The sequence below is a fragment of the Gloeothece verrucosa PCC 7822 genome, from assembly GCF_000147335.1.
Classification (GTDB): domain Bacteria; phylum Cyanobacteriota; class Cyanobacteriia; order Cyanobacteriales; family Microcystaceae; genus Gloeothece; species Gloeothece verrucosa.
Map to the genome: position 1 here is coordinate 22,067 of NC_014503.1, position 25,484 is coordinate 47,550.

Below are 25,484 nucleotides of genomic sequence, written 5' to 3' on the forward strand. Positions count from 1 at the left end.
CCTGTAGGTAAGCTAACCCGTCATCTGATAGTTTTGGGGGAATAAACTGAAATGTTACCGCCGTTATAACAACTGTCAGAAAGCAGTAGCCGGCAACTAAACTGATTACATTGCCCCAAGTCCAATTAACGTGAGAATCCTCTGCTTTTCTTAGGTGGAGATGGCTGATAACTTGGTTGTGTTTTTGGCTGAGATGGTTGATAACTTGGTTGTGTTTCTGGTTGAGATTGTTCACTCCTTCGGCTAGGTTGTTGATGCTCCGACTGACGCTTCCCATCCCCGTCTGGATGTCGTTCTTTGTATTCTGCCTCCAATTCTTCAATACTTCGTCTTGCTGCTGTCTGGAGTTCTGCCAGTCTTTCAAACTCTGACTCATCGCCGAGGTTAACCGTTCTGTGTTCTGTGCTTGTCCCGCCATCAAGTTTAGTACCTGCTTCTGTGTCTCCTTGATTGACTCGATTTGTTCTTGTACCTCTTCGCCGTGATTGTTCTCTGAAATTAACTCGTTTAACTCCCTCAGTTGACTCAAGATTTCCTTGTTGGTTTGCTCCAAGCGTGTGATTCTCTGATTCTGACTCGTTTGTTCTGACTGAATCTCGTTGCTCTGTTTGACTAACATTTCCAACAAGATTAATAAGTTCGGCGAGTCGTTGATTGATTGCTCTGAGGAAGGAGGATTCTGTCCGTTGAGTTTCTCTTGGGAATTGTTTGAGTTCTGTCTCTTGGTCGGCATAAGGGTCGTCCTGATTAGCGGTTTTTTCTCCTACTGTAAAGAGATTTTCTCTTGATGACATCTTACTCTTGTTAGTTTTTTCATTTAAGTTACCCGTAACGTTACGGGTAATTGTTTCTGTTTCACTCCCCTCACCATTAGACAATCGGTATTGACGACTAACAATTGCTTGTTCGACGGCTTGCTTATCTCCTTGGGGGTCATAGCTAACGGATTTGTGTTTTTGTAACCCGTTCCAAGTGTAAGCCGCTCCTAAGTTAGTCCCAGAAATACTCACCTCATCTAAGGAAAATGAAATTCCTAATCCGTTAGGCGTTTGGGTGACTTCGACTTCAATTCCTGCTGACTCTAACTTTTTAAATAATTCAGTTACTGAAACAGCCCGATTTTTCGTTATTTTATCGATTTCATCCTGTAGTTGCCGTCTAACACTTTTAGACTGTTCCTGCTGTTTACGTTGGCGACGGATTTCCCCTGTTGTGTCGGCTGCTCTGGTGACTTCCCAACTCGGTGTAACTGGGGTAAGCTGGTATTTCTGTTCTAATGAGCGGAGAATTGTTTCACTTTGCTGGTAATCTTTCCAATCTGGTACACATTTCCCTGACCACTTAATTCTTGATGTAACGATATGAGCGTGGAAATGGTCAGTATCTTCATGAACAGCGACAAAGTAAGGATTATCGTCAAATCCCATCTGAGGTAAATAGTCACCGGCGATCTCTTTTAGGGTTTCATCACTGACTGTCTCACCGACAGGAAAACTGAGACTGATATGACAAACCGGGGATTGAACCCTCAAGTTTAAATCTTCGGTTATTTGCAGTTCAGCTATCAACTGAAGCGGAGTTTCCCCACACATATTCGTCGCCACAACTCGCGCCTTCTTGTCTGGGTTAAGAACATACTTAACTAGGGGAGCAAATGCTTTACCTTTAGTGATTTTGCCAATCAAGTCAAATCTTCCTCACTCTCAACTGTATCGATACCGAGTACCTCTCGTCGGGTTTGTTTGATAGTAGCGGCTAATTCCTCCAAAACGTTCAAATCTATATTAACGGGTTGTCCTTTACTTAGTGCTGTTTGGACAACTGTAATATGTTGAGTCAGTAAATCTCCAATTCGGGTTAATTGTCGGTTAGTTTCTATATTAACAGCAGGTACTCTAGCTACTCGTCGTCGATTAACTGACCGACGAATAAAGGCGGCTAAATTCATCCTTAAGGCTCTAGCTTTCGCTTCCCATTCTATTCGCTCATCCGCACGTAAACGGATTTTATATTCTACATCTCGTTTGCTTTTTTTTCGGCTTTCACTATCAGTTGAAGGCTCTGATTGTCTTCTTTTGGGCATATTTTTTGAGTCTATAAAAAGGCAAGATAAGAGTTATTTTTTACCCCTATCCTATCTTTAAAATAGTAGAGTCAGCACTGATTCTTTTGAGAGCTAACTAAAAAAATGTACCCCTCTCACGATGGCTTGCTTATTCGGGGTTTGGGAGAGCGAGAAAGAGATGCTTTGCTTCTTTTGCGGGTGTCTTGAGGAAAGCTCTGGGGCAATTCCCTAATCTCGCCATATTCTTCAATATGTTCAACTAACATCCGAGTGTAACCCCCTTCCTTTAGCCGTTCCAAATCGCCCACTAAAATAAACAATTCCTTAGCACGACTGACAGCTACATTTAGTAGATTGGGGCGACGGTTAATAAACCAAAGACTGTCTGTCTCAAGAGATTGGCGAGTGGAAAGAATAATGACTGATTTTTCACCACCTTGGAAGGTATGAATTGTCCCAATACTGTTATTTGAAAAATCATCCCAGGTTGAATGTAGCTTTTTATTCAGTGCATTAGCTTGATGACGATAGGGAGAAATTACACCGATAGCACTGTCATTGTTAGGCGAATTGACACAGTAACCCAGTTTCAGTAAATGGTCAATAATGGCTTCAATCGCTTCAATTTCTGCTACATTGCTCTGGGAATCAAATTTTCCTTGTACATGATAAGCAATTAGATTAGCACCCAAAGCCGAGGGCTTATCAGGAGTTTTGATGTCGATTCCGTAGTGACAGATGCGGTCACTGTACTTGATAATTGGTGGAACACAGCGATAATGTTCTTTGAGCAAAATTCCCATTCCGATATCCCCCTGTTCTCCAGATGCTCCGGCTGCCCGATGATAGGCGGTACAATGCGAGGTAGGACTGTAACGGTCATAGTCAGCATCCGTTAAGCCTCGTTTTAAAAACGATTCACCAGCATACTGTTTTAAAGACTCCTGGCTAAAGGGAATAACCGGTTCAAGTTGCCAAGGGTCGCCAACAATAAACGCAGACGAAGTACGGACTAAGACCGGAAATGCCTGATGCTGAGGCGACATAGCCGCTTCATCGAATATAACTTGGTCAAGACAACCCGTATCGGGGTAAGGGATGAGGTTACGGACGGAATGTAGGGTACTAATGAGAACGGGAAACACTAAACTGAGGTCACGGTAAATTGTCCGCCAATTTTTTGCGAGTGCCCGTCGCGCATCCCAATCTTGAATCAGAACCCCCATGTAAGTCTTGAGGGAGGTCAGAACCTCTTCTTTTCGTTTTAGGGCTTCAAGTTGGAGATACTGCCAAGATAAGGTAAATAATTGTTGTTGTTGGGCATGGAATTGGATGTAGAAGAGGTCGTAAAAGTCTTCTGTGGCATAATTAGCTAATCGGCTTTGGAGTTGCTCAACACGCCTTAAAAGGTAGTCTCGTTGAGTAGTGAGGGAGTTCTGCTGTTGAGTAGATTCTTCTCTATCGAGTTGAGCTTGAGTAGATTCCCTCTGACGGTTTAATTGAAATACTATCATCTCCCTGGCTGACAGAAGCGATTCTCTCGTTAAAGGCATTTGAAAGGGGAAAGGGGTGGCTAATGTAGCGGCAATCGGAACTTCTATCTGTTTGTATAATCGCTTGAGAATATGTCGTTCACTACTTTGGGTAAGTGAGCTATAAAGGGAACGTAACCAGTTCCAAAGTCTTCCTAAAACGTTTTGGGCACTTCTAATAGATGAAGACTCCGCAGGAGGCAGGGAGGCTATCGCCTTTTCCACATAGGGGAGAATTTGCTCGTAAGCGTTGGCGGGAAAAGAAGTGTAATTCGGGACTTCTTCTCTGTTAGAAGAGTAAGAAAAGTCGGATATAGCTGTCTCAAGTTCTTCGATTTCCTCGGATAATCTATTCAGAAGTTGTTCGTCTTGTTGCTGTTGTTGCCGCTCAAAGTCGTATTGCTTTTTTTGTTCGGTTAATTCGTTGGCGAGAGTTAAAAGTTGATTTTTCGTAAAATACCAGTCTTGTTCATCAAAGTCAGCTTGCTCTAACCAATTAATGGCGGCTTGGAGTTTGGGTAAAACTTGCTTGTCAATTAAATTTTTCGACCCTCCTGATAAGTAAAATCGCTCGGTTGAGATGTCAGCCGCTAATCGTTCTTCCACATTATTGACGGCTCGGTTATTGGTACTGGTTACGAGAGTTAAATTGCTTTCATCAAGTCCTGATGTGATTAACTTATAAGCTCGTTTGACGATTTGTTGAGCGATTTTATGTAATGAAGTGCTAGTTTTGCCATTACCTGGGGGACCCATAACGGCGGTAATGGGATTTAATAGGGCGTGTTTAAGGGCTAATGCTTGTGAGGGAGTTGGGGGGTTGGTAGGAAATGCCCCTAAAAAGAACACTTCATGAGACGGGGGTTTAGGGACACCAAAGAGATATTCATAAGCCGGATGAGATGGGGTTGCCCAATCCCATTGAGGTTGAGAGCAGATTTTTTGTAAATCTTTTTTGAGATTATAACTATAAGGAGCATAATCGAAGCGTAGTAAATAGGGCGAAGCTTTAGAACGCAGAGGGCGGGGGGGTAAGTCAATTAAGTTGAGAAAGTCTTGTAAGTCCTTGTAGGGATGGTTAAAGGTTGTTTCTAAAAAGACTAGCAGTCCTTCCCGTATGACTAAGTTTTCGGCTTCATCTTCGGAAAGTCCGTACAAATCCATCAAATTTGGTAACACGGGTTGAAAAAGGAATTTGGTTAAATCCCATCCGCTTTTCTGATAGTTCCCTGCAAAAATAATTGAGATATCAAGGGTGAATAGGGGACGAAATTTGCGAAGTCTATCTTTAATTTGATAAATCTGTGGGAAAGCGACGGCAATTTTGAAGTCGTCGGATTTGTTCTGTTCCTTTAAGTCTTTGTATTCTTGCTTAAGTTCTTTGAAAAGAGATTCCGTCAGGAAGAGATGATTTCCTAATAGGTTAATATCTTTGTCCCAGATATGGGGGTCGTCGTCAGTAGAACCGGCATCAACTTCGGCATTGGTTAACTCTTCTAGCTGAATGTAATCCAACCAAGTTTGAAGGATAGCTGAAATTGTGTTTTGTTCTAACATGAGTCTTAGCTCGACTCCTCTACACGCAATAATTCCATTATGCCCCTATCAACTGAAAATTGCGTTTATCCTGAGAGAGGAAAAATAATGACTAGCTTTAATAATGGTTGCTCGTTTGTTGTTTTTACCCGTAACGTTACGGGTAAATCTGTTTTAAAATCAATTGATAGAAAACGGGTGTCTGTTGATGCTAAATACTCACATTTTGCGGTTAATTATCACTTATTGTTGTTTGACTCTATTTCTCTTAAAATAGCTTCAATTTGTTGTTTGAGGGAAGGAATATCATTCTCAACAATATCCCAAATGAATGCTAAATTAATACGGAAATATTCATGAATAACCAGATTTCTTAAATCCCCCGCTTCTCGCCAAGGAATTTCAGGGTATTTTGCTTTAAATTCTTGAGATGTTGCCCTTGATGCCTCACCAATAATTTGTAAATGATAAATCACCCAAGTTTGGATTAATTCCTGTTCTTCAAAGGCGGTTTTTCCTTGATTTGTATATTTTTCTAAACGCCCAATCGCTTCTAAAATATCTCGTAACCGTTCGCTATCGTCTCTCATAGGGGAATAGCCTCTTTTAACACACGCTCTTTAATTCGTTCCTTGAGTCCCTGTTCAGTAGTTATATCGACTTTACAACCTAAAAGCTCTTCCAATTCTCGAATTAACCGCAAAGGAAACCATGAGCTTCGACGTTCACGGCAATAGTCAACTAATAAATCAAGGTCACTTTTTTCGTCGGCTTCTCCCCTGGCGACCGACCCAAAAATTCGCACATTAAGAGCGCCATGTTTTTCAGCAATAGCAATAATTTGTTCTCGTTTTTCTCGGAGTAAGTTATCAATTTCCATAATCTTTGTTCTTCTCTTGTTAATTATTATTTAATTTTATCAATAAAATTTTTTACCCGTAACGTTACGGGTAATGCTCCGATGGAAGCCAATTCAATCAAAAAAAACGCTCTCACGTCTTAGCTTTCCTTAACAACAGAGGATTCTTCTTCTGACTTTTCACTTAATTCATCGTCTTTGGCCAACACTTCTAATTGAGCTAACAACTGTTCTAATTGTTCGCGCTTTTCAGGTTTGTCCCAAATGCGGGATTTTTTGAGGAGTTGGTACGCGGACTTCAGGCGCTGCGGTAAAGAGTCAGAGTTTGAGGGAGACTCTTGTTGAGAACTTTGAAAGAGAATTCGTTCCTTAATTTCGCTCAGAGAAAGTTTTTTTTCAATCGCTTCAGTGAGGATTTGACGACGGGTAGCTTCGTCTTTAATTCGGGCGATAGCAACGGCTTTAGTATAGGCAATTAAGCCTTCTCTGAGGGCGGTTTTGATGTCTTCAGGGAGGTTGAGCAAGGGGAGACGATTTCTAACGAAAGACTCCCAGTTCATAATTCCGATGGAGTCAAACACGGCTACAATCTGCTCCTCTAATTCGCTATCTTCTTCGTTACGGGTAACTTTACCTTTAGCTTCGTTTTGGAGACGATACAGAACAGAAGGGGCTTCTTCAAAGGTAATGTTTAAACGGAGAGAGAGAAGTTGTAGAATGCCTTCGGTTTCTTCGACTGGGTTGAGGTCTTCCCGTTGTAAGTTTTCGATTAGGGCAAGTTGAAGCGCTTGCTCATTGCTCAACTCTCGAATCACTACGGGGACTTCCGTCAATCCGACTTCAGTGGCAGCACGATAGCGTCGTTCTCCAGCGACTAATTCATAACCGCCATCTTCTAAAGGACGAACCAGCAAGGGTTGAAGAATTCCATGCTGAGAAATAGATTTAATTAATTCTTCTAAAGCTTGGGGGTCAAAGTAACGGCGTGGTTGCTGTTTGTTGAGATGAATTTCTGTGATGGGAATTGTTGAGTCTGGGGTTGAGGTCGTTGGAGCTAAAGATTCAGCCCAAGGCGCGGTTATTTCACTTTTTAGAGGTTGGTTATTCTTGCGACGAGCCATTATAGTGCCTCCATTGCTTCCGCTAAGGATTCTAGGACAGGGACGACAGGATGTTTCGGGGCGTACACGGCTAAGGGGGCGCGTTCTTCGGTTGCATCCACAAAGGCAGTAGAACGGGGAACGGGGGGAAAAATTTGTCCCCAACTGGCCAGTTGAGTAGAAATAGCGGCTAGGGTGCGGGTATCGGCGGAGTTACGACTGTCGTATCGGGTAGGAACAAATCCTGCTATTTGTAATTTACGGTTAGCTTTGTTTTTGACTCTGGTGACGGTTTGGAGAAGTTCGTTTGTCCCTTCAAAGGCTTTGAGATGGGTTTCGAGGGGGACAAGGACGTGAGTAGCGGCTACTAAACTGATATAGGAAAGTAGTCCTAAACTGGGAGGACAGTCAATAAGAATGAAGTTGTAATCGTCGAGGACTGGTTCTACCGCTTCTTTTAGTCGCAAGTCTCGCATTTCGGCATTGACTAACTGCATTTCCGCCCCAGAGAGAATGCGGTTAGCGGGAACTAAGTCCATATTATGAATGTTTGAGTGAATAGGGAGGGGCTGCTCATCAATGATGGCATCAGCAATCGTTTTATCGAGTTGGTTGGGCATCAAGCCCATAAATTTTGTTAAGGAGGCTTGCGGGTCCATGTCGATGAGGAGGACACGGTGTTGCTTAACGGCTAGGTGGTAGCCGAGATTTTGAGTGAGGGTCGATTTTGCAACTCCCCCGGCTTGGTTGAATAGGGCGATGATGCGGGTGGGCGGTTCAGTCATTGCACTGAGGAATGGATTCGATGAGATAATTAGACCACAAAACCGTCAAATTTATGTGTTTAAGTATAATGGAATCAGAGTAATCATTTTTGGTTATGTAATTCGATAGCGTCCTTGCCCTATCAAAATTTGCCGCTCAATGAGCCGGTTGGGCGCGTTGAACTTTAATAACCGCGCTGTAGCAATGCCAATTGGAGTAAGCCCGTCAATATAAGCATTATTTAGAGTAAAGTGTTCTGTCCATTTTTGGCGACGGGGATGAAATAAGGGAATAATTTCACCGGTGTTGAGATTTATTGTGGCCAAATCGGAGCCTTTGTGACGGTTACAAGACAAGCAGGAGAGGCAAAGATTTTCTGCCGTCGTTTGACCACCATGTTTAATAGCAATAATATGGTCAACTTCATGGCTATAAATGGAAAAATCTTGATGAATCAAGCAGTATTCACATTGACCTTGGGCACGTTCAATGACAAAAGAGCGGAGTTCGGCTGGAATCGTGGACATTTAGTTGATAGCGTTAACTGCGTGTGCTTTGAGTAATATCATCAGATGTTCTAGCTGTTGATATGTATCTAACTCCGCCGTTTCTAGGGGGGTAAGTGCAGATTCTCGGTTTTTTTCCAGTAATGTTCTTAAACGTTCTTGAGCTTGTGGGGAAACTTTAAAGGCGATAATTTCACTTTTGGTAGGACTATGAAGAAGAAAGTCCAAAACTTCAGCATAGACAGAGCTTGTGTCTGTAACTGTGACTTCTGCGCTCCTGTCTGTGGTTTCAAGCAGTTGTGCTAACAATTGCGGAAGACGCTCTCGCAGAGGTTCTAAGCGGCTGGCTAGTTCGTCGGAAATTTGAATGGTAAGTTCTGCCATTGTTGTTTATTAAGATGGGTTAGTTCAATTTTAGATTTTTTGAGGCGGCTTATAATGAGGACAGAATTTTAGCCGAACGAGAAATAGCCGCCTTTAACTCAGCTTCTACTAAATTTTCTAATTCTTGCTTAGAAATAGGAGAAAGGGGGTTTCCAGTCGCCAGCGATTCTTGAAAGTGCCCCATCAGTTCAACAAGTCGTGTTTGCTGCTGTTGTGTAAATAAATCATCGGGATGAAAGCACTTGTTATTCATGGACGGAATCTCCAACTGAACTTAAAGATTGTAAAGTTAGATCTAATGCTACCCCTCTCCACCCACATAAGCAAGCCATCGTTAGAGGGACACAATTTTTATGATACAACTTCAAAAATTGGTTTTTTACTCAATCAATACAAGTAAGAGTTACTCCGCCCTAAGCTGATATAAGATCATCACGGCAATTAGTTAAGACTTTTCCTTGATAATCATCATTATTTATTACGGTAATCGTTCTTCAAAACCTAATTGAATAGAGTCAATCAAAGATGATTCCGATGTTGGACTAGGCTTTTTCACCTCTTCCAAACTTGAACGAGTAACAAACACGGGTTGAGACTGTCCCTCTTTTACTCCATTTAAAGCCCAAACCTTAACCGAATAAGCCCCTTGACGAGAATATGAGTCTAGGTAAACTAACATCCCTGGCTTAATCTCGAATCCATCTGTATTCCCAGTTTTTTCTCCTTTGTACTTAAACACTGGCTCTGGGAAAGAAGTGGCCAATAAACCATCTACAATAAGCTGTTGTTTTTGAGGTAAAGCCATATAAGCTTTTTCCAACAGTTGTGGATTATGTTTTTTCTTGAGGGAGTTATAATCGCTCAACGTTTTACAAGCTAATAATAAACCTTGAAGGGATGCTAAGTTCGGTTGAGAAAAGGGTTGTTGTTCCGCCGCGTCAAGGGAGATATTGCCAGTTTTACTTTGACCGTTTTGTGGAAATTTTTCGATTAATTTGTCGAAAGCTAAATAAATACGATTCCAGTAATCAGGACATTTTTGATTAATTAAGTCCCAAACAGAATTAAAACGATTTTCGGCTTCTGAATATAACGTCATTAACTCGTCAATAGATTGAAAACGCTCCTGGGGAACAACGCCTGATTCTAAATCCGTTAACAATTCTATTAACCAATCTATATTCTCTGATGGGGTTAATGATTTATATTCAGGTTCTGTCACCGGTGACACTTCGGAGTCGGGTGACGCTTCTAACTCTTGCTGAGATTGAGTTGGTGGTTCTGTCACTTCTGTCACCGCCCCATCAGAATAATTATTATCATCGGACTGGCTATTCTCCTCTCTATCAGAACTCATGTTCTCTATGGCGGGGGTTGGTGGGATAGGAGCAGTGGGAAGATTAGGATTATTAGGGTTAGAATCCGGATTATTAGGGTTATTAGGGGGCTGTGGCGGGTTAATAATCGCTTTAAAGCGAACAATACGCCCATTCTTTTCGATAATTCCTTTGCCCATCTCGACTAATTTGGAGAATAACTCAATCGTATAAGCACCTACTGAGCGCCCACATTCAACCGCTCTCTTGCTAATTGCTTTAATATTGCGGTAAATATCTCTTGGGGTAACACCCTCCGGCACATTTACGGACATATCCCAGATTTTCAGGAGAATACTGCTCATATTTTCCGAATTACCTACTTTTTCCTGTACAACTTCCATCGCCTGGCTGTAATAACGACCCGCTTCTACTGCTCTTTCTAAGGTATCGAGTTGTAATACCCAGATATTTTTTGTCTTGTCAAAATAACAATCAACTAAATGAATTCCCAAAGCGATTCTCAAAATTTGGGTAGAAAGTTTCCGCAACCAGGCGCGAATAGCTGGAGATTGATGGGTTTCGGCTTTTTCTCCCAGAATTTCCACTAAGTCTGTATAATACTTGTCCGCATCACGAGATAATCTAACTGAGCCAGTGGGACAGTTTTCTAGCCAGTCATAAAGAGGGGGTAAAATGTCACTGAGTTGACAGTAGCCCTTAACCCGTTTGGGTTTACAAACTTGGGGAATAGCATACAAAAATCGTGCTTGAACCCCTTGGGAGTCATCGGGATCTTTAAAGGCTTGACGAAACGCCCCAGGTTGAATGCCACCAGCGATACTTAAACGGGTTTCTTCTACCGCGTAGGAGTCGGTTTCAGGATCTACTCGGTCAACAAAAGACCCGCTTCCATCCCACATTTTTAGTAGGCATTCCAGCCCTTCATTTTCCTCTTTAGAGCCTCCAAATTGTCCTAAAGACTTAAACAGTCCAGCGATTTCATCTCGTGCCCATAAAGAGCCATTTTCCGTCTGCTCCGCTAATCTTCGCATGACGGATTGAATGGTGGCCACTTCAAAGAGATATTTTCTCTCAGGGGTTGGGGGGAATGGTTCTGGATCTTCTTTCTTTTTGTTCTTTAAAATCTGTTTATATTCAGCTAATGCGTTTTTCCATCGCTTCTTTTCTTGGTATTGTCGTTGTTTTAGCGGCGCGAGAATTACCCCTTCTGCGCGAGTTTTGCCGGTTCCGGATTCACCCACTAAACAAGTCCAAGCGATCGCCGGGATGCGATGAGATTCTATATCTAGATCAAGCCGTTTACCGGCTAAAGATAGCACAGTGGGAAGAAAATACTGCCAGAGGCTAATGGGGTCAATATTGAGGACAGATGCGTCATGAATAAATACGGGGGCAAGGGGAGGGATGATTTTTTTTAAGTCTAGGGTGGCGTTATGCCAGTTCACCAGTTGGTTTAATCTATCAGTGTCAGAGGGTTGTGTAACATCCTCTGAACAGCGAATAGCACTGACTAACTGCTGATAAGCGGCTTTACTGAAGGTTGAATAAGATTGTAGTAAATCTAGTTCGTTTTGTTCTTCATAGTCTTTTAGCCCTAGTTTAAGAATAGCGGTGACAGCAGTGACAGTATCCGCAACGCTCAGTAATTGGGGGTTTGGGGTGTCACTCTTGGATAAAGTGTCACCGGTGACAGTTGTTTCATTATCAGTTGAAGTGAGGGCAATTGATTGGTTAGAGGAAGGTTTTTTAACTGGGGAAGCCAAAGAAGTATTTTTACGGGGGAAAGTCCACCCGTCTAATTTGGCTAAGTGTGCTAAAGTTCCCAGTTGTACACCGCCGCCCCTTGAAAAAGACTTCCATTTTTTTTCGCAATCACCGGGTTTGTATTTGCTTGAGGAGCGGCTCCAGTTATCCCATTCGGTTAACAGCGAATCATCGACGCTATGTAAAGCCATCCCGACGGCCACCCAATCATCATAATCATCTGCACGGAAGGGGGAAAGGGCATTGAGGTAAGAGATAGCGAAGTCAATGTCACTCCATTGTTTGCCCCTGTTGTATGTATGGGTAGTGTAAGAAAGATTCAGGGCAGGGGAAGAAGGGGAAGATTTGTCAATAAACATTTGTTCTAAAATCCAATCGGGGGCTAATGCTATCTCGATTTCATCGATGGCGCAGCCTTCAACCCAGTGATATTGTCCGGTAGTGGGATGAACAGATGGGGGTAAAACGGATTGTAAGTTACTATATCGCAGTTCAATTTGTTCGGGTTTACCGTCATCGCCAACTACCCCGGTTTTAATTTTTTTGGTGCGGATGAGATTTTTCAATTTCTCTGGCACTAAAAACAGGTATTGACATCTTCCAGGGCGCGTAGAAGTAAAGGCGACGGTAGGAGGTAAGGGGTTACTCCCAGAAAGTTCAAGCATTTTATTAGTAGCACTTGCCCCGTCAAGGTCAACGGCCATGAGGGTGTAAGTTTCGTGTTCACGGGTTAAGGACGTTCCTGTAATGACACCGAAGCCTTGAAGTTGTATTTTTTTAATCTCTCCTTTGATAGGAACTGCTACTCCCCCAGTAGTAATGGCTTCTATCAGTTGGGTGGCTGTATAGGGTCGATTTTGCCACCCATCACCGAGGGGTTGTTTGTTGTTGTTTAGAGGAACCAGAGCCAAATCTAACCCAGTGGATTGAATGCGTTGTAGTCCTAGAGTAAGTTTATTGTTTAAAGCGGTCATGCGGGAAATCTCCTTTTAGTTGTTAAGGGAACTGGAGATTCCTTGGGGGATAGGAGGCTACTACTAAAAATCAATTAGCTGTCATAATTAAATAAATTAGATTGTTTTTTTGGGTGTTGTTCCCAACTAGGATGGGATGAACTGGAGTTGAATCTATCAGCTATGACAGAAAAAACAGGAGTTCAGCCTATAAACTATGACAGTTTTAAATGAATTTCAGTAATTGGCTAGATTGGTCTTTTCCAACCTTACCTTCTTTTCCTCCTCTCTCAAGCCCAACCCAAGGAACGCACCAGTTTTCTTTTTTTGAAAACGATTGAATAACGGTTCAAGTGGGGCGATCTCAGAGATCGTCGGTTTTGGGCTGCGCCTTTTAAAGAAAAATTTTGCACAAAAAATCTTGCTATCACTGCGACAATGCGTTACCATAATAGCAATCGCAGCTAATAAAGCTTGACTATCGTGTAAAGCTTTAAAGGCTATGTGAGGTTAGTAATTTACATATTGCACCTCCTTTTCTTTTCTTTCTTTATAGAGATAGAGTTAACGGAGAGGCCCCTAAATTAAAACGTCGTCATTTGGCTGCTAATCAAAAGGACGGCGTTGTTGCTTTTTTAGGGAAAGCTCTCAACTATTCGTCTCTAGCTTTTCGAGAGTTCGTTTTTCAGTTTACCCTGAAAATCGGATGAGGGAAATAGGCAACCCTTAAATTAAACTTTTGTGATGAGTGATGACTTGTCCTTGACCCATACCCCCCTTATTTGTATTTTTGAAACAAATTGATAGGGAAGCGACTCTTAACATAAAGTAATGGTCTTGAAACTCGCCGTTGTGTGTCAGATCTGCAATAGCATTTTGCTCTTTTCTAATGGGATATTGCTTTCTAGTCTACAATATAAAATTATAATTTACTAAACAACTTTTACTTGTTACCCCACCGGCAATTGATTTGTTGTCGTGTATGCCCAGTAATATGTCAAACTGAGGATAGATTATTATGGCGTTTGTGTTTAAGATTAAGAAGCAGTAGATGTAAATGGACTTTAAGAAAAGGGAAAAAGAAGTATTTCCTCAATTAGTTAAAGATATCCGAAAAAATCATAATTTAAGTCAACAGGAGTTAGCCCTACTCTTTTCGCCTCGTGTTAGCGCTCAAGCAATCGGGCAATGGGAGCGAGGAGAAGCCTTACCTGCGCGTAGGAATTGGCCGACTCTAGCTAAGTTAGCAGGGATGGACTTGGGACAGTTCTATGAATATGTAGGAGTAGGCCCAACTGTAGAATCAGATGTATTAAGCGATGTAATTCATAAAATTTCAATTTTAGCCCCTGAGCAATTAGAGATAGTTAGTCGAGTTACGGCAGAACTGTGGACTTCATTTGGTTCTAAAAATGAATTAGTTAACAAACAACATTTGGCCTTACTAAAAAAAGGAAAAAAAGCTTGGAATAAATGGAGAGAAAAAAACCCTGATATTCTACCTCAATTAGCTGGAATAGACCTTAATTCAGAAGAATGTGAAGATTTACAGGGATTTAATCTTGACGGAGCGAACTTGGCAGATATTAGTGGCTGTGTTATTTCTTTTGAAGGGGCTAGTTTAGTAGGAGCTAATTTAAAGGGGGCTAAGTTGACAGAAACCGACTTGAGTTATGCTAATCTCACGGAAGCGAACTTAGAAAATGTAGAGCTATCAGATATTAATTTAGATTATAGCAATCTTAGGGAAGCTAATCTTCAGAATGCTTCCATAAGCAATTCGGGGTTGAGGGAAGTCAATTTAGAGCAATCTAATTTAAAGGGAGCGAAAATGACTGATGTTAACCTCAGTAGAGCTATCTTAAGAAAAGCGAATTTAAGCGAAGCTAAACTGCTCTATTGTGACCTTAGAGAAGTAAATTTTAACGAAGCTTGCCTAGATAATTCTATTCTGAAAAACTGTACTATTTATGGAATTTCTGTCTGGGGAACTCAGACTAATGCAATTGAAGTAGAGAATTTATATATATCTTCTGAGGGGCGTTCAGGACTACCGGTTAATGATTTATTATTAGCTCCTACTTTTTATTTGTGTCGTCAATCAAGGGAAAAATCGAGCAAGTTAAAGGAAAAATTAATTCTTGAAGAGGAAGCCATTAAATTAGCTAATATTCTTCTCAACAAATACGGAGAATATTGCCCTACCAAGGACTATAGGCTTTATATTAATTATGAAGAGGCTACTAATCCGCTCAAGGGAATCAAGTATCAGGTTTTGCAAACGGGAAAGACGACTTCGGTGGAAATATTTCCCGACTTTCAAGATTTAGAATCTATTAGGACGGGAAAAAGTCGTTCAGGAAAGATTCTTGTATTAGCCGATGGTCAAACCCAGAGCCTTATTATTTCTACTGATATTGAGAATCTAAAAAAATTAGTTGAATATGAATCAAAAAATCAGGAAGCTAGATTATCTATTGTCCTTCCAATTATTAAGCTAATGATTCGCTCTAAAAAATCTTTTGAATATGCTGATGAACGATATAAAATAGAACTACATAAAGGAGAAGTTATTATTCTGACCAATTCGGAACATCCAGTAGAATTAATGAGAGCAAAAACTTGTAAGCCTAACTGGGAAATTGTTAATTCTAGTTTGAGTGAAAGTTTGGTCAATCACTTTCAAATGATTGAATCTAAACTACCCAGACCGAACTGACGTTACATTGTGGGCTTTCTACCCAACAGATAACCCTCTAGTTTTTCTGAATGGCGTAACAAAAGCGACTAATGGCGGGTTTTGTCTCTCCGTCTGTCATGCGAGTTTTTAGGTTTCTCATGAAGTTGAGAAGGTTGTAGGTTTTTGAGCCATCTTCACTGTTTGTTCGGCTTTCCCAGTCCCAGTCTTTCCACCAAGAAGCGTCTTGTAAGTTTTCAACCCTTAAATCTATTGTAAATAGATAAATACCGGGTTCAGAAAAGGATTCTGGTTGAATTGCGGTGGTAAATGTAAATTGGTTATCTGTGAGTTTTAAATCCTTGATTTCTAAAGCTTGTTTTAAGGAAGCGTTATTATTTTGCGGTAGAAATTTCTTCTCAAATGAGTTAGAAGCTTTGATGGTAGTTTCGGTTTTAATTTTTTCAGGCTCTGGAAGTAATGTGTAGTCGGTTGGAGAAAAAGGTAAAGTAAAAGGAATAGAAAGTTCTTTTTGGTCGATGCGTTTGGGGATTTCTAAAAGAGTATAGGAAGACTGGCCACTGTTTGATTGGCTGCTTTCAAAGGCAACTCTGCCAATTTGAAGGGATTGGGGATTACTAATTTCGTTGGGGAGGGGTGTTGAGAGTTTGGGATAGCCGGATTCTTTGATAAAAGTGTTGGGGGAAAATATCACCAACTGGCTACTTTCGATGAGGTCTTTGGCTTGGTTTTTCATGGCTTCATAATAGTATACCAAGTCAGAGTAAGGAGCGATAAAAACGACATAAAACGGGCGATATTGGTCAATTTTTTCCCCCTTTGTGTTATAATAAAAATCTGAATAAACTCTAGGTTCTGTTGTATAAATTGTGCCATTGAATTCACTTTTTATCGCTAAAATTCCGACGGAATATTGGTTATGTTTGTCTTTGAAAAAGTTCTTTTCGATTGTGTCGACTAGGTTGTTGACATCTCCTCCATTTTGCTCTAAGTCGGTGACGAAAACTAAGAGTTTGTCGGTTTTTGCAGGGGGGGTAATGGCTTTATCGAGTTGACTCGATACTTTGGGAAAGGTGGGGTTAGTTCCCGTGTAAAAATCGGGGTTGAATGCGTTTCGATATTGCTGACGATTGAGTTGTTGGTTTTTGAGTCCTCCTGAGCGATAATAAGAGAGCGTTACTTGGTCTCTAGAACCTTGACCCAAAAAAATGCTATCTAATAGGTCTAGGGTTTGAATATAGCGACTGTTGGGATTATCGACATACCCTAGCATAGAACCACTGCCATCGACGTGAAGGGCAATCTCTAGGGGGCTTGAACTCGAAACAGAAGAAATATTTGTTTCTAGTTTACAGGGGAAGTCTTGCTCTGTGTAAACCGAGGGACTTTTGCACGAAACGAGCAAAAAAAAGGTAGCAAGGGCTACTAAATAGCGTTTGAGTTGAAATTGAGGTTGAATCACCTTGTGACAAAAGTTTACGATATGTAAGCAGCCAACAGTAAGTGTTGCTATACTAGGGACGAATTAAGCGTATTATAGAGGAGTTAATTTTAATTTTAGACCATACCAGTGTTTTTTGACGATTGAGTCATTTTAGATCCATTCCCTAACCAAAGAGTAAATATTGTTTAGTTAAAAAAAGTAATCCTTGTGTAGACGCTTGTGAGCGGAGAAAGCGGTGATGAAACCTGGAGAGATTATTCGCATTATTGTGCTGACTGTCCTGGGATGGGTCTTGATGTTCTATGGACAGCCTCTGATCTATCAAAGTCGGCTCATTCGGGTAGCGGATGTGCCCCTGACGACATGGCTGAGTGATTATTATACGGTCGGGGCTTGGGTTGTTTTTTTGGCTTCTGTGGGGGCAACTTTAGTCTGGACTTTTATGACGACGCGGGCCAAAGCATCGGGCGCTCTTGATGTGTTTCGCTGGCAGGTGGTTTGGTGGCTGCTGGGACTGTTGCCCATTTTAGGAATTTGTATTGCTCTTTATTTTTTCAATGAAAGTGATGACGCGCTTCTATCTTTAGCAGGATTTTTTATTTTTAATGGTTTGTTTTGGCTCTATTGGTTGCCAACGGTGACCAGTTCACCGGGGTTGTTTCGGAATATTCCGCCGGGTTCTCCTTTAATACGTCGTTTAATTGGCTAGGATGAGGGTTATGGCACAGGATACTCTTTATGTAATTGGTATTGGCGGAACAGGGGCGAAATGTTTAGAGGCCATTCTGCAAATGGCGGGGGTTGGCTTGTTCACAGAAGACCAAATTAAGATGTTGTTTGTGGATGCGGATGAGACTAATGGAAATTTGGAACGGGCCAGAGGGAGTCTAAAAATCTATCGACGCGGCTATGATTTGCTCAAGAGTGAACAACGGGCTTGTCAATGGATGCAAACGGAGTTATATTCTTATACTCCTGATTTGTGGTCGCCTTTTGGAAACACTAAAATCAATAAGGACTTAGAGTCTTTTTTTGGTTATAACAATTTGATTCAGAATGATCCGGAGTTGGGAAATTTGTTTGATGTTCTCTATACAGAAGATGAACGGAAGGCGAATTTAGATGTAGGATTTCGGGGCAGGCCGTCAATCGGTGCGGCAATCATGAGTCGTTTGGATTTAAATAATTTGGATGAGCAACCTTGGTCAAGTTTAATCGCCCAAATTAAAGGGGATACCGGAGGGAGTAAAAAGCCGAAAGTATTTTTGTGTGGCTCTATTTTTGGAGGAACCGGAGCGGCAGGACTGCCGACTTTGGGGCGATTAATTGATAATAAGTTAAATGAAGAAAATATTCGAGGGAGTGTCAAGATCGCTTGTTTGTTTGTCTTGCCTTATTTCCAATTTCAGCCGACGGGAAAGGTGGCAAATCAAGAGGTTTATGCTAGTTGTGACCAGTTTTTGCTGAATACGGAGGCAGCGCTTCGTTATTATCGGGACCAGAATCAGTATTTTGATAAGGTTTATCTGTTGGGGAATCAAAATTTTTCTGAATATAAGTTTAGTATTGGCAAGAATACCCAACGCAATGAACCCCATTTTATTGAACTTTATGCGGCTTTGGCGGCGCGACATTTTTTACTTTATGCTCAAAAAGAGCAAGGAAAGGTAGTGTTAGCGAGTCGTCAAGATGGGCAAAAGCTGAGTTGGGGGGATTTGCCGGAGATGGCAGAGGTTCAAGCAAACTTGGTCACTGGGGTGCGGTTTGCTTATGTGTGGTTGTCGAATATTTTGCCGGAGTTGATGATGGCGCAAAAAGTGGGTGTGGCGGCTTTTCGTCGCGGGGCCCCTTGGTTTGAGCAGTTTTTCAATCCTGAACATGGGGCGTTGGGTAAGCTGCTTGATAAGAAAGGGCAAGAGTTACCCAGTTTAAATGATGCTTCTGAACAGCAAGCGATTGAAATAGTGACGGCTTGGTGTGAAGATTATTTACGTTGGGTTAGGGAAATCCATGAATGTGCTTTAGGAGAAATTGAACTATTTCGCACTGGCCCGTTTAAGAATTTTGATGGACAAATAGGGGGGCAATATTTGAGAGATTTGGTTTTAGGAGATAGTCGAGAGGAAGGACGTAAACAACAAGATGAGATTCAAAAAATTAAGGAAAAATTGAATCCAAAGGCTCTTGAGTTAGCTGCCCCAAATACGGGAACAGTGGGGTTAGCTAAGGCTTTATATGTGCTTTGTCAATGGTAAGAGAAAGGGAGGAAAAATGACCATGACTGGAAATAATAGAAAACAACCGGTTTTATTACTGCCTCGATTAAAAGCAGATTGTGATGTCAAAAAAGAAGTGGCGGGGCAATGGAATGTACAACCGGAAAAGGCGTTTAATGATGTAGCTAACAGTTTAGAATATGATGCGCCAGGGGAGGTTAATCGGATAAGTTCAGTTCCGACGATGTGGGCCCGGCCTCTGACTCTGGAGATGGTGTTATATGATAGGCGACATTCTCTGCGCCCCGTAATGGTTTCACAGTGGCAGGGGATGTTGGCGGCTTTAGCGTTAGCAGAACTTCGAGGTTTGCCTCTGACAGCACAGCTAATCGAGTTAGGGAAAAATAACAGGAGTTTTGCTAAGTCTTTGTCGGATTTGTTGCCAGATTATAAAGGAAGAAATCTTTATATTTTAAATAATAAGCATCCTTGGGAGGATGTTTATGTATTTTTATGGAATAATAAGCCAGTGGGAATGAGTTCGCCTTCTACCTTAGTTGTGCCGTCGGAAGCGGGAAATTGGGAGGATTTACCTTGGTGGAATCTGGAGAAACAGTGTTTAGAAGCACCACAATCCCAATTAAATAAAGAAGAAAAGGGGTTGTTATGGGGGTGGTTGAAGAATTTAAATGAGGAGTTAGATAACCATAATGGACATGAAGATGCGATAAATATTATACAGGGGTTGATTGGGGAGTTTCAAAGCACTCTGGAGTCAGATCCATCTAAAAAAGAGATTTTAAGTGAAGAACCTCAGTTTTTTGGAGTTCCTATTAATCGGGGGGCGTTAATTGGGTTAAATTATCCGGTAAAAGCACCGGAGCAACCGTCTAGTGTCAAGTTGATTGCTTCAGGGAAAAAAGAAGGGGAAAAACTGCCATTATTGCTTTATGACCCGGCCATGCCTGGGGTATGGGGAGAAGAACCGCAAAATATTTGGATTCATGGCGGAAAAACTTTGGCCTCTTTAAGACCAGAGGAGTTAGAAGAGTTAAAAACGCGCTGGAAGGGAGAAGTCATTGTTCTTGAAAAGGAGGAGTTATTTTTAGAGGAGTTGTATTTTATTGATTTAGATGAGGCGTTACCGGGGGCGTTATTGCCAGATGCGAGAAGGAATGATTCGATTATTTTTAATAATAAGCGGGTAACTCCGTTAATTTCGTTGAATCCAATGTTGTTGGATTATTTTACTCCTGAAGATTTATTGAATAAAATTAAGTTTCAGACGCTGAAAGGAGAAGGCAATAAAGTCCGTTTAATGCTCAATTTACCTTTGAGTGGTGTGCAGGAAAATAACAGTAATGGTACGAGAAATAATAGGCCGTTTCAAGATTATTTATTGTACAAAGATTATGAGCTTAAAGAAGAAAATTTACTGCCAGACCAGTTGCCGGTGTTAGAAGTTTGGCCTAATTTTCAGGCAAAGGGATGGAAGGAGTATTATGGGTTTTACTATGATGCAGATTTGGGTGAGGCGACGTTTCAAGTCAGTTTTCCTAAAGCCAGATACGCCCATGCTTTAAAACAGGGAAGGGGAACTTATCAAATGGTGCATTTAGAGTCTTTTCCTGAGTGTATTCATTGTTTAGATGGGGATAAAACGATTATTGGCTTAATTTTACTTAAATCTCCTGAAACAGTTTCTTTAAGTAAAAATTGGTCTGTGGGGGTAGATTTAGGGACTTCGTTTACTAATATTTATGTCAATAAAAAAGATGTTCCCGAACCGCTTTTTTTAGAAAATTTGCTGCATCGGGTCACGAAAAGTAACCGAGAAACTCGGTTAACTGTACTGTTTGAACATTTCATTCCTGAAGATTTTATTCCCAAGGAGAAACCGTTACCTTTGTCAAGTGTGTTGACGATAAAGGGAAGAAATGTGAAAAATGAGAAAATGTTGTCTATTGTAGATGGTCGGATTTATGTCCCTGATAGCAGTAGATTTGAACCCCAAGAAGACTGGATAAAAACAGATTTGAAATGGTTACCGGAAAACATTCCGTTTAATGAGCTTTTTATTAAAGATTTAGCGTTATATATTACGGCTTTGGTGGCTAAGGCGGGAGTCAAGGAAATTCAGTGGTCTTTGTCTTATCCCTCGGCTTTTTCTCGTCGAGATAAAAAACGTTATGCTCAAGTTTGGAAAGATTTGACAACTGAATTAGAAAAGACAACGGGAATTAAGCAAAATCATCCTGAAATTGATTCGGATAATCTCCGGACTGAGAGTTTAGCGGTCGCTCAATATTTTGCCGATTTTGAGGGACATGATTTAGTTTATACCACTTGTATTGATTTGGGGGGGGGAACTTCTGATATTTCTATTTGGGAAGATAATCAACTGCTGCATCAGTGTTCGGTGCAGTTGGCGGGGCGGGATATTTTCTCACAATTTTTGGCGATGAATCCGAAGTTTTTGGAACAAAAATTAAAGTTTGACCCGAAAAAATGGAAGGATTTGAGAGGGGGGGCGTTTAATGCAAAAATGGATGTGTGGCTGCGTTTAGAGAGTGAAAATTGGTTAAGGAGTCAAAGAACTTTATTGCAAGATGATCCCGATTTACAGGGGTTAGTACGGCTGACGGCCATTGGCATAGCAGGGTTATATTATTATGTGGGCATTTTGCTTAAGGTGCTGAACGCAGAAGAAAAATATCAAAAAGGTCAAATTACACCGGTTTATATTGGGGGAAATGGGTCACGCTTTTTGAAATGGTTGGATAATGGCGGGGAGTTTAATAAAAATTCAGAGGTCAATGAGTTGCTGAGTCGAATGTTGAGTGCGGGTTCTGGATTTGAGGATACTGAACAGTTAACCCGCTTGAGTCAACGTCCAAAGGATGAAGCGGCTTGTGGGTTGGTGCTTCAAGGAACGAAGTTAAAAGGGATGGGGAAGAAGGTTAAAGATCCGTTAATTGCCGGAGAAAAGTTTGAGATAAAAACTCTTAATCAAGCAAATAATGAGGAGGAAAATACTCAAATTATTAGTGCAGAGTCACGGTTGTGGGTTGATGAGGATTTGGATGTGATTGAATTTAAAGTGCCTGAATTGGTGCAGTTACCGAAGTTTCTGTGTGAATTTCATAATGCGCTGAGGAATTTGGATATTGAGGAAATTACGCCGCTTAAAGGTTATGTTCGTTCCCCTGAACGGGACAAAAATAAAAAATTGTGGGACGATACGGAAAGGGAATTAAATAATATGTTATTAAAGCTGAAGGAGGATGCTCAGAAAAATGGGGATGCTAAGAAAAATGAGAATGACAAAAGCACTGATAAAATCCGTTGGGAGCCGCCATTTATTTTAGGGTTGAAAGCATTATTACAAGTTTTAGGAAAGGAATGGGCAGGAAAATAATGTTTCCTGTCTTTTGAAAGCGTTTTTTAATTATTCAATCGGGAGGATGGGTCAGTTGATTAAAAGTCTATTATGTGTTTTAGCTTTTGGGTTAGTCTTGGGGGGTGAACCAGGAAGGGTTTATGCTGATGATAATTATTCACCAATTATTATCGCACAAGTTCCTCCTCCCAGTCCTCCAGTTTCTCCAACTCCCTCTCCTCCGGTTACTCCAAGGAGTCCCTCTTCAACAAACAATCAACAAGCTCCATCAAATAATAATAACAACCAAGCTAGAGCAAATTCTTCTCAAAACACCATGAATTTTCTTATATCTCTTCTCTTATTAGAAGGTTTTGTTATTTTAGGATTTAAAGGTATTGAAGTTTTTTATAATCAGAGAAAAATGGTTGATATTGGAAAAACAATTAGCGAGGCAATTAATAAACTATTAGAAATTCCCCAGAGAATTGAGGAATTAAATCAAACAGTTAAAGAACTGAAAAATCAGCAAACGACTATTGAAAATACTGTTAAACAACAGCTTAATGATAAAATTCCAGAGCCAATTAAAGTTGAAATCTTGATGGAGCAAGTATCAAAGAATATTAAACAGGCTGTTAAAGAAAATTTAGATGAACAATTTAAAAACATTATTCCCCTAGTTATAAAAAATCTAAAAGACGATTCAGAGTTTGTTGAGATAATAGCTCAAGCTGTTGTCAGTAAGCTGCCAGAAGATTTTAAAAAGGATTCTGAGGAAAGAAAAGAAGATCCTCAAACAGATTTAGACGAGAGTAATTTATTAAGTGAAACAGATGAAAATAGTAGAGATTCTGATTCTGGTGCATCTGATGAGGCTAACTCTGAAACAGAGAGTGAGGAGTCTAGTACATCGAGTAGTACGGTTGCGGTTTCCTCCTCTGAAGAACAAAATGTAGTTAATAAATACAATGATAAAGTAGATTTTAAAGAGTCGAAAATTGAGGTGACAACCACTAAGGATACTGAGTTAGAAGCGCGAACCGGACGAGAATATTTAGCGATTTTGACTTGTAATTCTGAGGAAACGAAGATGTATTGGATTATTAAGGGAACAGAAGGATATTATTTAGTTCCTAGGCATGATAAAAAATTTAATGATCATCAGATGAAATCGGTACAAAATTTGTTCGAGTGTGAGGGTTATATAGAAGAAATAACAAACCTAAGTAATTTTAGGCTCAAAAAACCTGCTAAAGTATCTGTAATGTCTTCTGGGGAGACATGGGTGCTTGATAATGATGGGAAAGGGCTTTTAGATTTTAGTGGGTAGGTTAACTATGAATCAAGACTTTTTAAGGCGGGTTTGGCTGTTTGTAGCGTTAGTTCCCAGTTTGGTAATTAGTTATCAACCGCTCTTAGTGATGGCGACATCAGGGGAATCTGATGCTGTTATTATAATCGCGCAAGTTGATAATTCGCCACAGGATTCTCCCTCTGGGTTAGAAACGGTGCGGGAGCAAGCTAAGTCGTTAAAAGAGTCAATTGATAGGTTAAATCAGGATTTAATACGAGTTTATAACAAGGAAATTGATCGGCAACAGGTAGATTTTAATACTCCAAGAACTAAGTTACAACAATTACAAACAACTTGGGAACAACGGAAAAATGAATTAAATGCGAGTTCTCTAGAGCCAAATTCTGTTAATAGTTTTGTGACTAAGGTTGATGAACAGTTGGCATCTATGGAAAGGGTGTTAGGGCCTTTAAATAATAATATTATACAGTCACAAGAGCAGCTTCGGAAAAAAAAGTCAATTTCTTCAATCCCTGCGCTCATTTCTTATCAAAAAGAGCTTTTTGGGGAAAATGCGTCATCTGATGAGACTGATGGAATTTTTGGCAAAGGCACTCAGAGGCAAATTGAGCTAATTTTAACTAAGAATATAGGGGAGATAAGAAACAATATTGATGAGATTCAATTCCTGGTTTTGTCTAAAGAAAGACAGAGGTTAAATAATTCTTCTCCAAGGAGTAATAATTCACAGGAAGCGTTAGAGCAATTACAAAGAGAATTAGCACAAAAAAATCAACAGATTGAAAATTTAACCAATCAGGTACGGCAATTACAAGCACAAAACCCAACACAAGAACCAGTCACAACAGTACCTAATCAAGGAACTAATACAGAGTCATCTAGTGGGAAAAATTTTTTAGTTCCCTTGGTTTTCTTGGTTATTATAGGGGCAATAGGAGTTTTGGCTTTTCGCAAGTTTAATTTTTGGAAAAAAGCTCAACGAGATTTGTTAAATAATCCGTCAAAAACCAGAAGAGAAAACACAAATTTAGAAGAATTAGAACCAGAAAATTATTATAATAAAACGGATTATTCTTCTAATATTTCAGAAGAAATAGAAAGAACTCAATGGCAACAGATGGGGAGAACTACTAGCTCTAATCCCGTAAAAACTGTCCTTAATAAAGAATCTCCTTCCCGCCAGCTTAAAGAAGAAACAAGTAAGATAAATTTAGATGATATTAAAACTGAAGATGACTTAATTTCTCTTTATAATAATAATTATAAAGCCCTACTTGAGCAGATAGTTATTGTGACAGCAACAAAAAAAAGTGTTGAGGATAAAAGAGCGGGTTATGATTCTTTGATTACCTTTGAGGAATTAGATAGTGGCAGCTATTGGATAACAGATGTTCCTCAATTTAAAACGCCCCATTATTTCTTAGTTCCGAAGAAAAATTTAATTATTAACGAACATAATTATGAATCGGTTAAGTATGTTTTTGATTGTCGTCGGTATGATGAAAGAAGTTCTAATAAGTTTGTTTTAAGGAAAGCGGCTATTGTTTATTGGGATGATTCTGCGGGAAAATTTTGTCTTTATGAACTTGGAGAAGTGGTTTTTTATTAAGAGGATGAGGAAGAAT

The 25,484-nt window shown here is 40.4% G+C and carries 18 protein-coding genes; 6 read left to right on the top strand and 12 right to left on the bottom strand.

Annotated features, from left to right (window positions below):
• Positions 1-125 precede the first annotated feature (125 nt).
• From CYAN7822_RS35230 to CYAN7822_RS33985, 11 genes are all read right to left on the bottom strand, one after another.
• On the bottom strand, positions 126-1,685 hold the full coding sequence (locus CYAN7822_RS35230; protein ID WP_013325755.1) for a relaxase/mobilization nuclease domain-containing protein: 1,560 nt from the start codon (positions 1,683-1,685) through the stop codon (positions 126-128).
• Positions 1,682-2,083, bottom strand: coding sequence for a plasmid mobilization protein (locus CYAN7822_RS33940; protein WP_013325756.1), 402 nt, complete (start codon positions 2,081-2,083; stop codon positions 1,682-1,684). The genes CYAN7822_RS35230 and CYAN7822_RS33940 overlap by 4 nt, the downstream gene beginning before the upstream one ends.
• A 116-nt stretch (positions 2,084-2,199) precedes the next feature.
• Complete coding sequence (locus tag CYAN7822_RS33945; protein ID WP_013325757.1) at positions 2,200-5,154, bottom strand: DEAD/DEAH box helicase; 2,955 nt, start codon at positions 5,152-5,154, stop codon at positions 2,200-2,202.
• A 218-nt stretch (positions 5,155-5,372) separates the two neighbouring features.
• Positions 5,373-5,723: a HepT-like ribonuclease domain-containing protein gene (locus tag CYAN7822_RS33950; RefSeq protein WP_013325758.1), complete on the bottom strand. Its 351-nt coding sequence runs from the start codon at positions 5,721-5,723 to the stop codon at positions 5,373-5,375.
• Positions 5,720-6,013: a nucleotidyltransferase family protein gene (locus tag CYAN7822_RS33955; protein WP_013325759.1), complete on the bottom strand. Its 294-nt coding sequence runs from the start codon at positions 6,011-6,013 to the stop codon at positions 5,720-5,722. Before CYAN7822_RS33955 ends, CYAN7822_RS33950 begins: the two co-directional genes overlap by 4 nt.
• Positions 6,014-6,132: 119 nt before the next feature.
• Positions 6,133-7,113, bottom strand: coding sequence for a ParB/RepB/Spo0J family partition protein (locus CYAN7822_RS33960; protein ID WP_013325760.1), 981 nt, complete (start codon positions 7,111-7,113; stop codon positions 6,133-6,135).
• The gene (locus tag CYAN7822_RS33965) at positions 7,113-7,877 is read right to left on the bottom strand and encodes a ParA family protein (protein WP_013325761.1); all 765 of its coding nucleotides are present in this window, start codon (positions 7,875-7,877) and stop codon (positions 7,113-7,115) included. The genes CYAN7822_RS33960 and CYAN7822_RS33965 overlap by 1 nt, the downstream gene beginning before the upstream one ends.
• A gap of 93 nt (positions 7,878-7,970) precedes the next feature.
• Positions 7,971-8,384, bottom strand: coding sequence for an HNH endonuclease (locus CYAN7822_RS33970; protein ID WP_013325762.1), 414 nt, complete (start codon positions 8,382-8,384; stop codon positions 7,971-7,973).
• Positions 8,385-8,747: a hypothetical protein gene (locus CYAN7822_RS33975; protein ID WP_013325763.1), complete on the bottom strand. Its 363-nt coding sequence runs from the start codon at positions 8,745-8,747 to the stop codon at positions 8,385-8,387.
• A gap of 49 nt (positions 8,748-8,796) precedes the next feature.
• On the bottom strand, positions 8,797-9,000 hold the full coding sequence (locus CYAN7822_RS33980; protein ID WP_013325764.1) for a hypothetical protein: 204 nt from the start codon (positions 8,998-9,000) through the stop codon (positions 8,797-8,799).
• Positions 9,001-9,225: 225 nt separating this feature from the next.
• Positions 9,226-12,825: a DUF3987 domain-containing protein gene (locus CYAN7822_RS33985; RefSeq protein WP_013325765.1), complete on the bottom strand. Its 3,600-nt coding sequence runs from the start codon at positions 12,823-12,825 to the stop codon at positions 9,226-9,228.
• Positions 12,826-13,861: 1,036 nt separating this feature from the next.
• Between CYAN7822_RS33985 and CYAN7822_RS35235 the strand changes: the two genes are divergently transcribed.
• On the top strand, positions 13,862-15,523 hold the full coding sequence (locus CYAN7822_RS35235; protein WP_013325766.1) for a pentapeptide repeat-containing protein: 1,662 nt from the start codon (positions 13,862-13,864) through the stop codon (positions 15,521-15,523).
• A 37-nt stretch (positions 15,524-15,560) separates the two neighbouring features.
• Here the strand turns inward: CYAN7822_RS35235 and CYAN7822_RS34000 are convergent, their stop codons facing one another.
• Positions 15,561-16,964, bottom strand: coding sequence for a hypothetical protein (locus CYAN7822_RS34000; RefSeq protein WP_013325767.1), 1,404 nt, complete (start codon positions 16,962-16,964; stop codon positions 15,561-15,563).
• 220 nt (positions 16,965-17,184) lie between these two features.
• Here CYAN7822_RS34000 and CYAN7822_RS34005 point away from each other — a divergent pair, with 220 nt between their 5' ends.
• The 5 genes from CYAN7822_RS34005 to CYAN7822_RS34025 are packed head-to-tail and all read left to right on the top strand — an operon-like array spanning position 17,185 to position 25,468.
• Entirely contained in the window at positions 17,185-17,655 is a 471-nt protein-coding gene (locus CYAN7822_RS34005; protein WP_013325768.1) for a hypothetical protein, read from the top strand.
• Between the two features lie 10 nt (positions 17,656-17,665).
• Positions 17,666-19,201: an FtsZ/tubulin family protein gene (locus CYAN7822_RS34010; RefSeq protein WP_013325769.1), complete on the top strand. Its 1,536-nt coding sequence runs from the start codon at positions 17,666-17,668 to the stop codon at positions 19,199-19,201.
• Between the two features lie 22 nt (positions 19,202-19,223).
• Positions 19,224-22,580 (top strand): cell division protein FtsA, encoded by a 3,357-nt coding sequence (locus tag CYAN7822_RS34015; RefSeq protein WP_013325770.1) that lies wholly within the window; start codon positions 19,224-19,226, stop codon positions 22,578-22,580.
• Positions 22,581-22,626: 46 nt separating this feature from the next.
• Positions 22,627-23,874 carry a hypothetical protein gene (locus tag CYAN7822_RS34020; protein ID WP_013325771.1) on the top strand — a complete coding sequence of 416 codons (1,248 nt, stop codon included), beginning with the start codon at positions 22,627-22,629 and terminating at the stop codon, positions 23,872-23,874.
• Positions 23,875-23,881: 7 nt separating this feature from the next.
• On the top strand, positions 23,882-25,468 hold the full coding sequence (locus CYAN7822_RS34025; RefSeq protein ID WP_013325772.1) for an AAA family ATPase: 1,587 nt from the start codon (positions 23,882-23,884) through the stop codon (positions 25,466-25,468).
• Positions 25,469-25,484 lie beyond the last annotated feature (16 nt).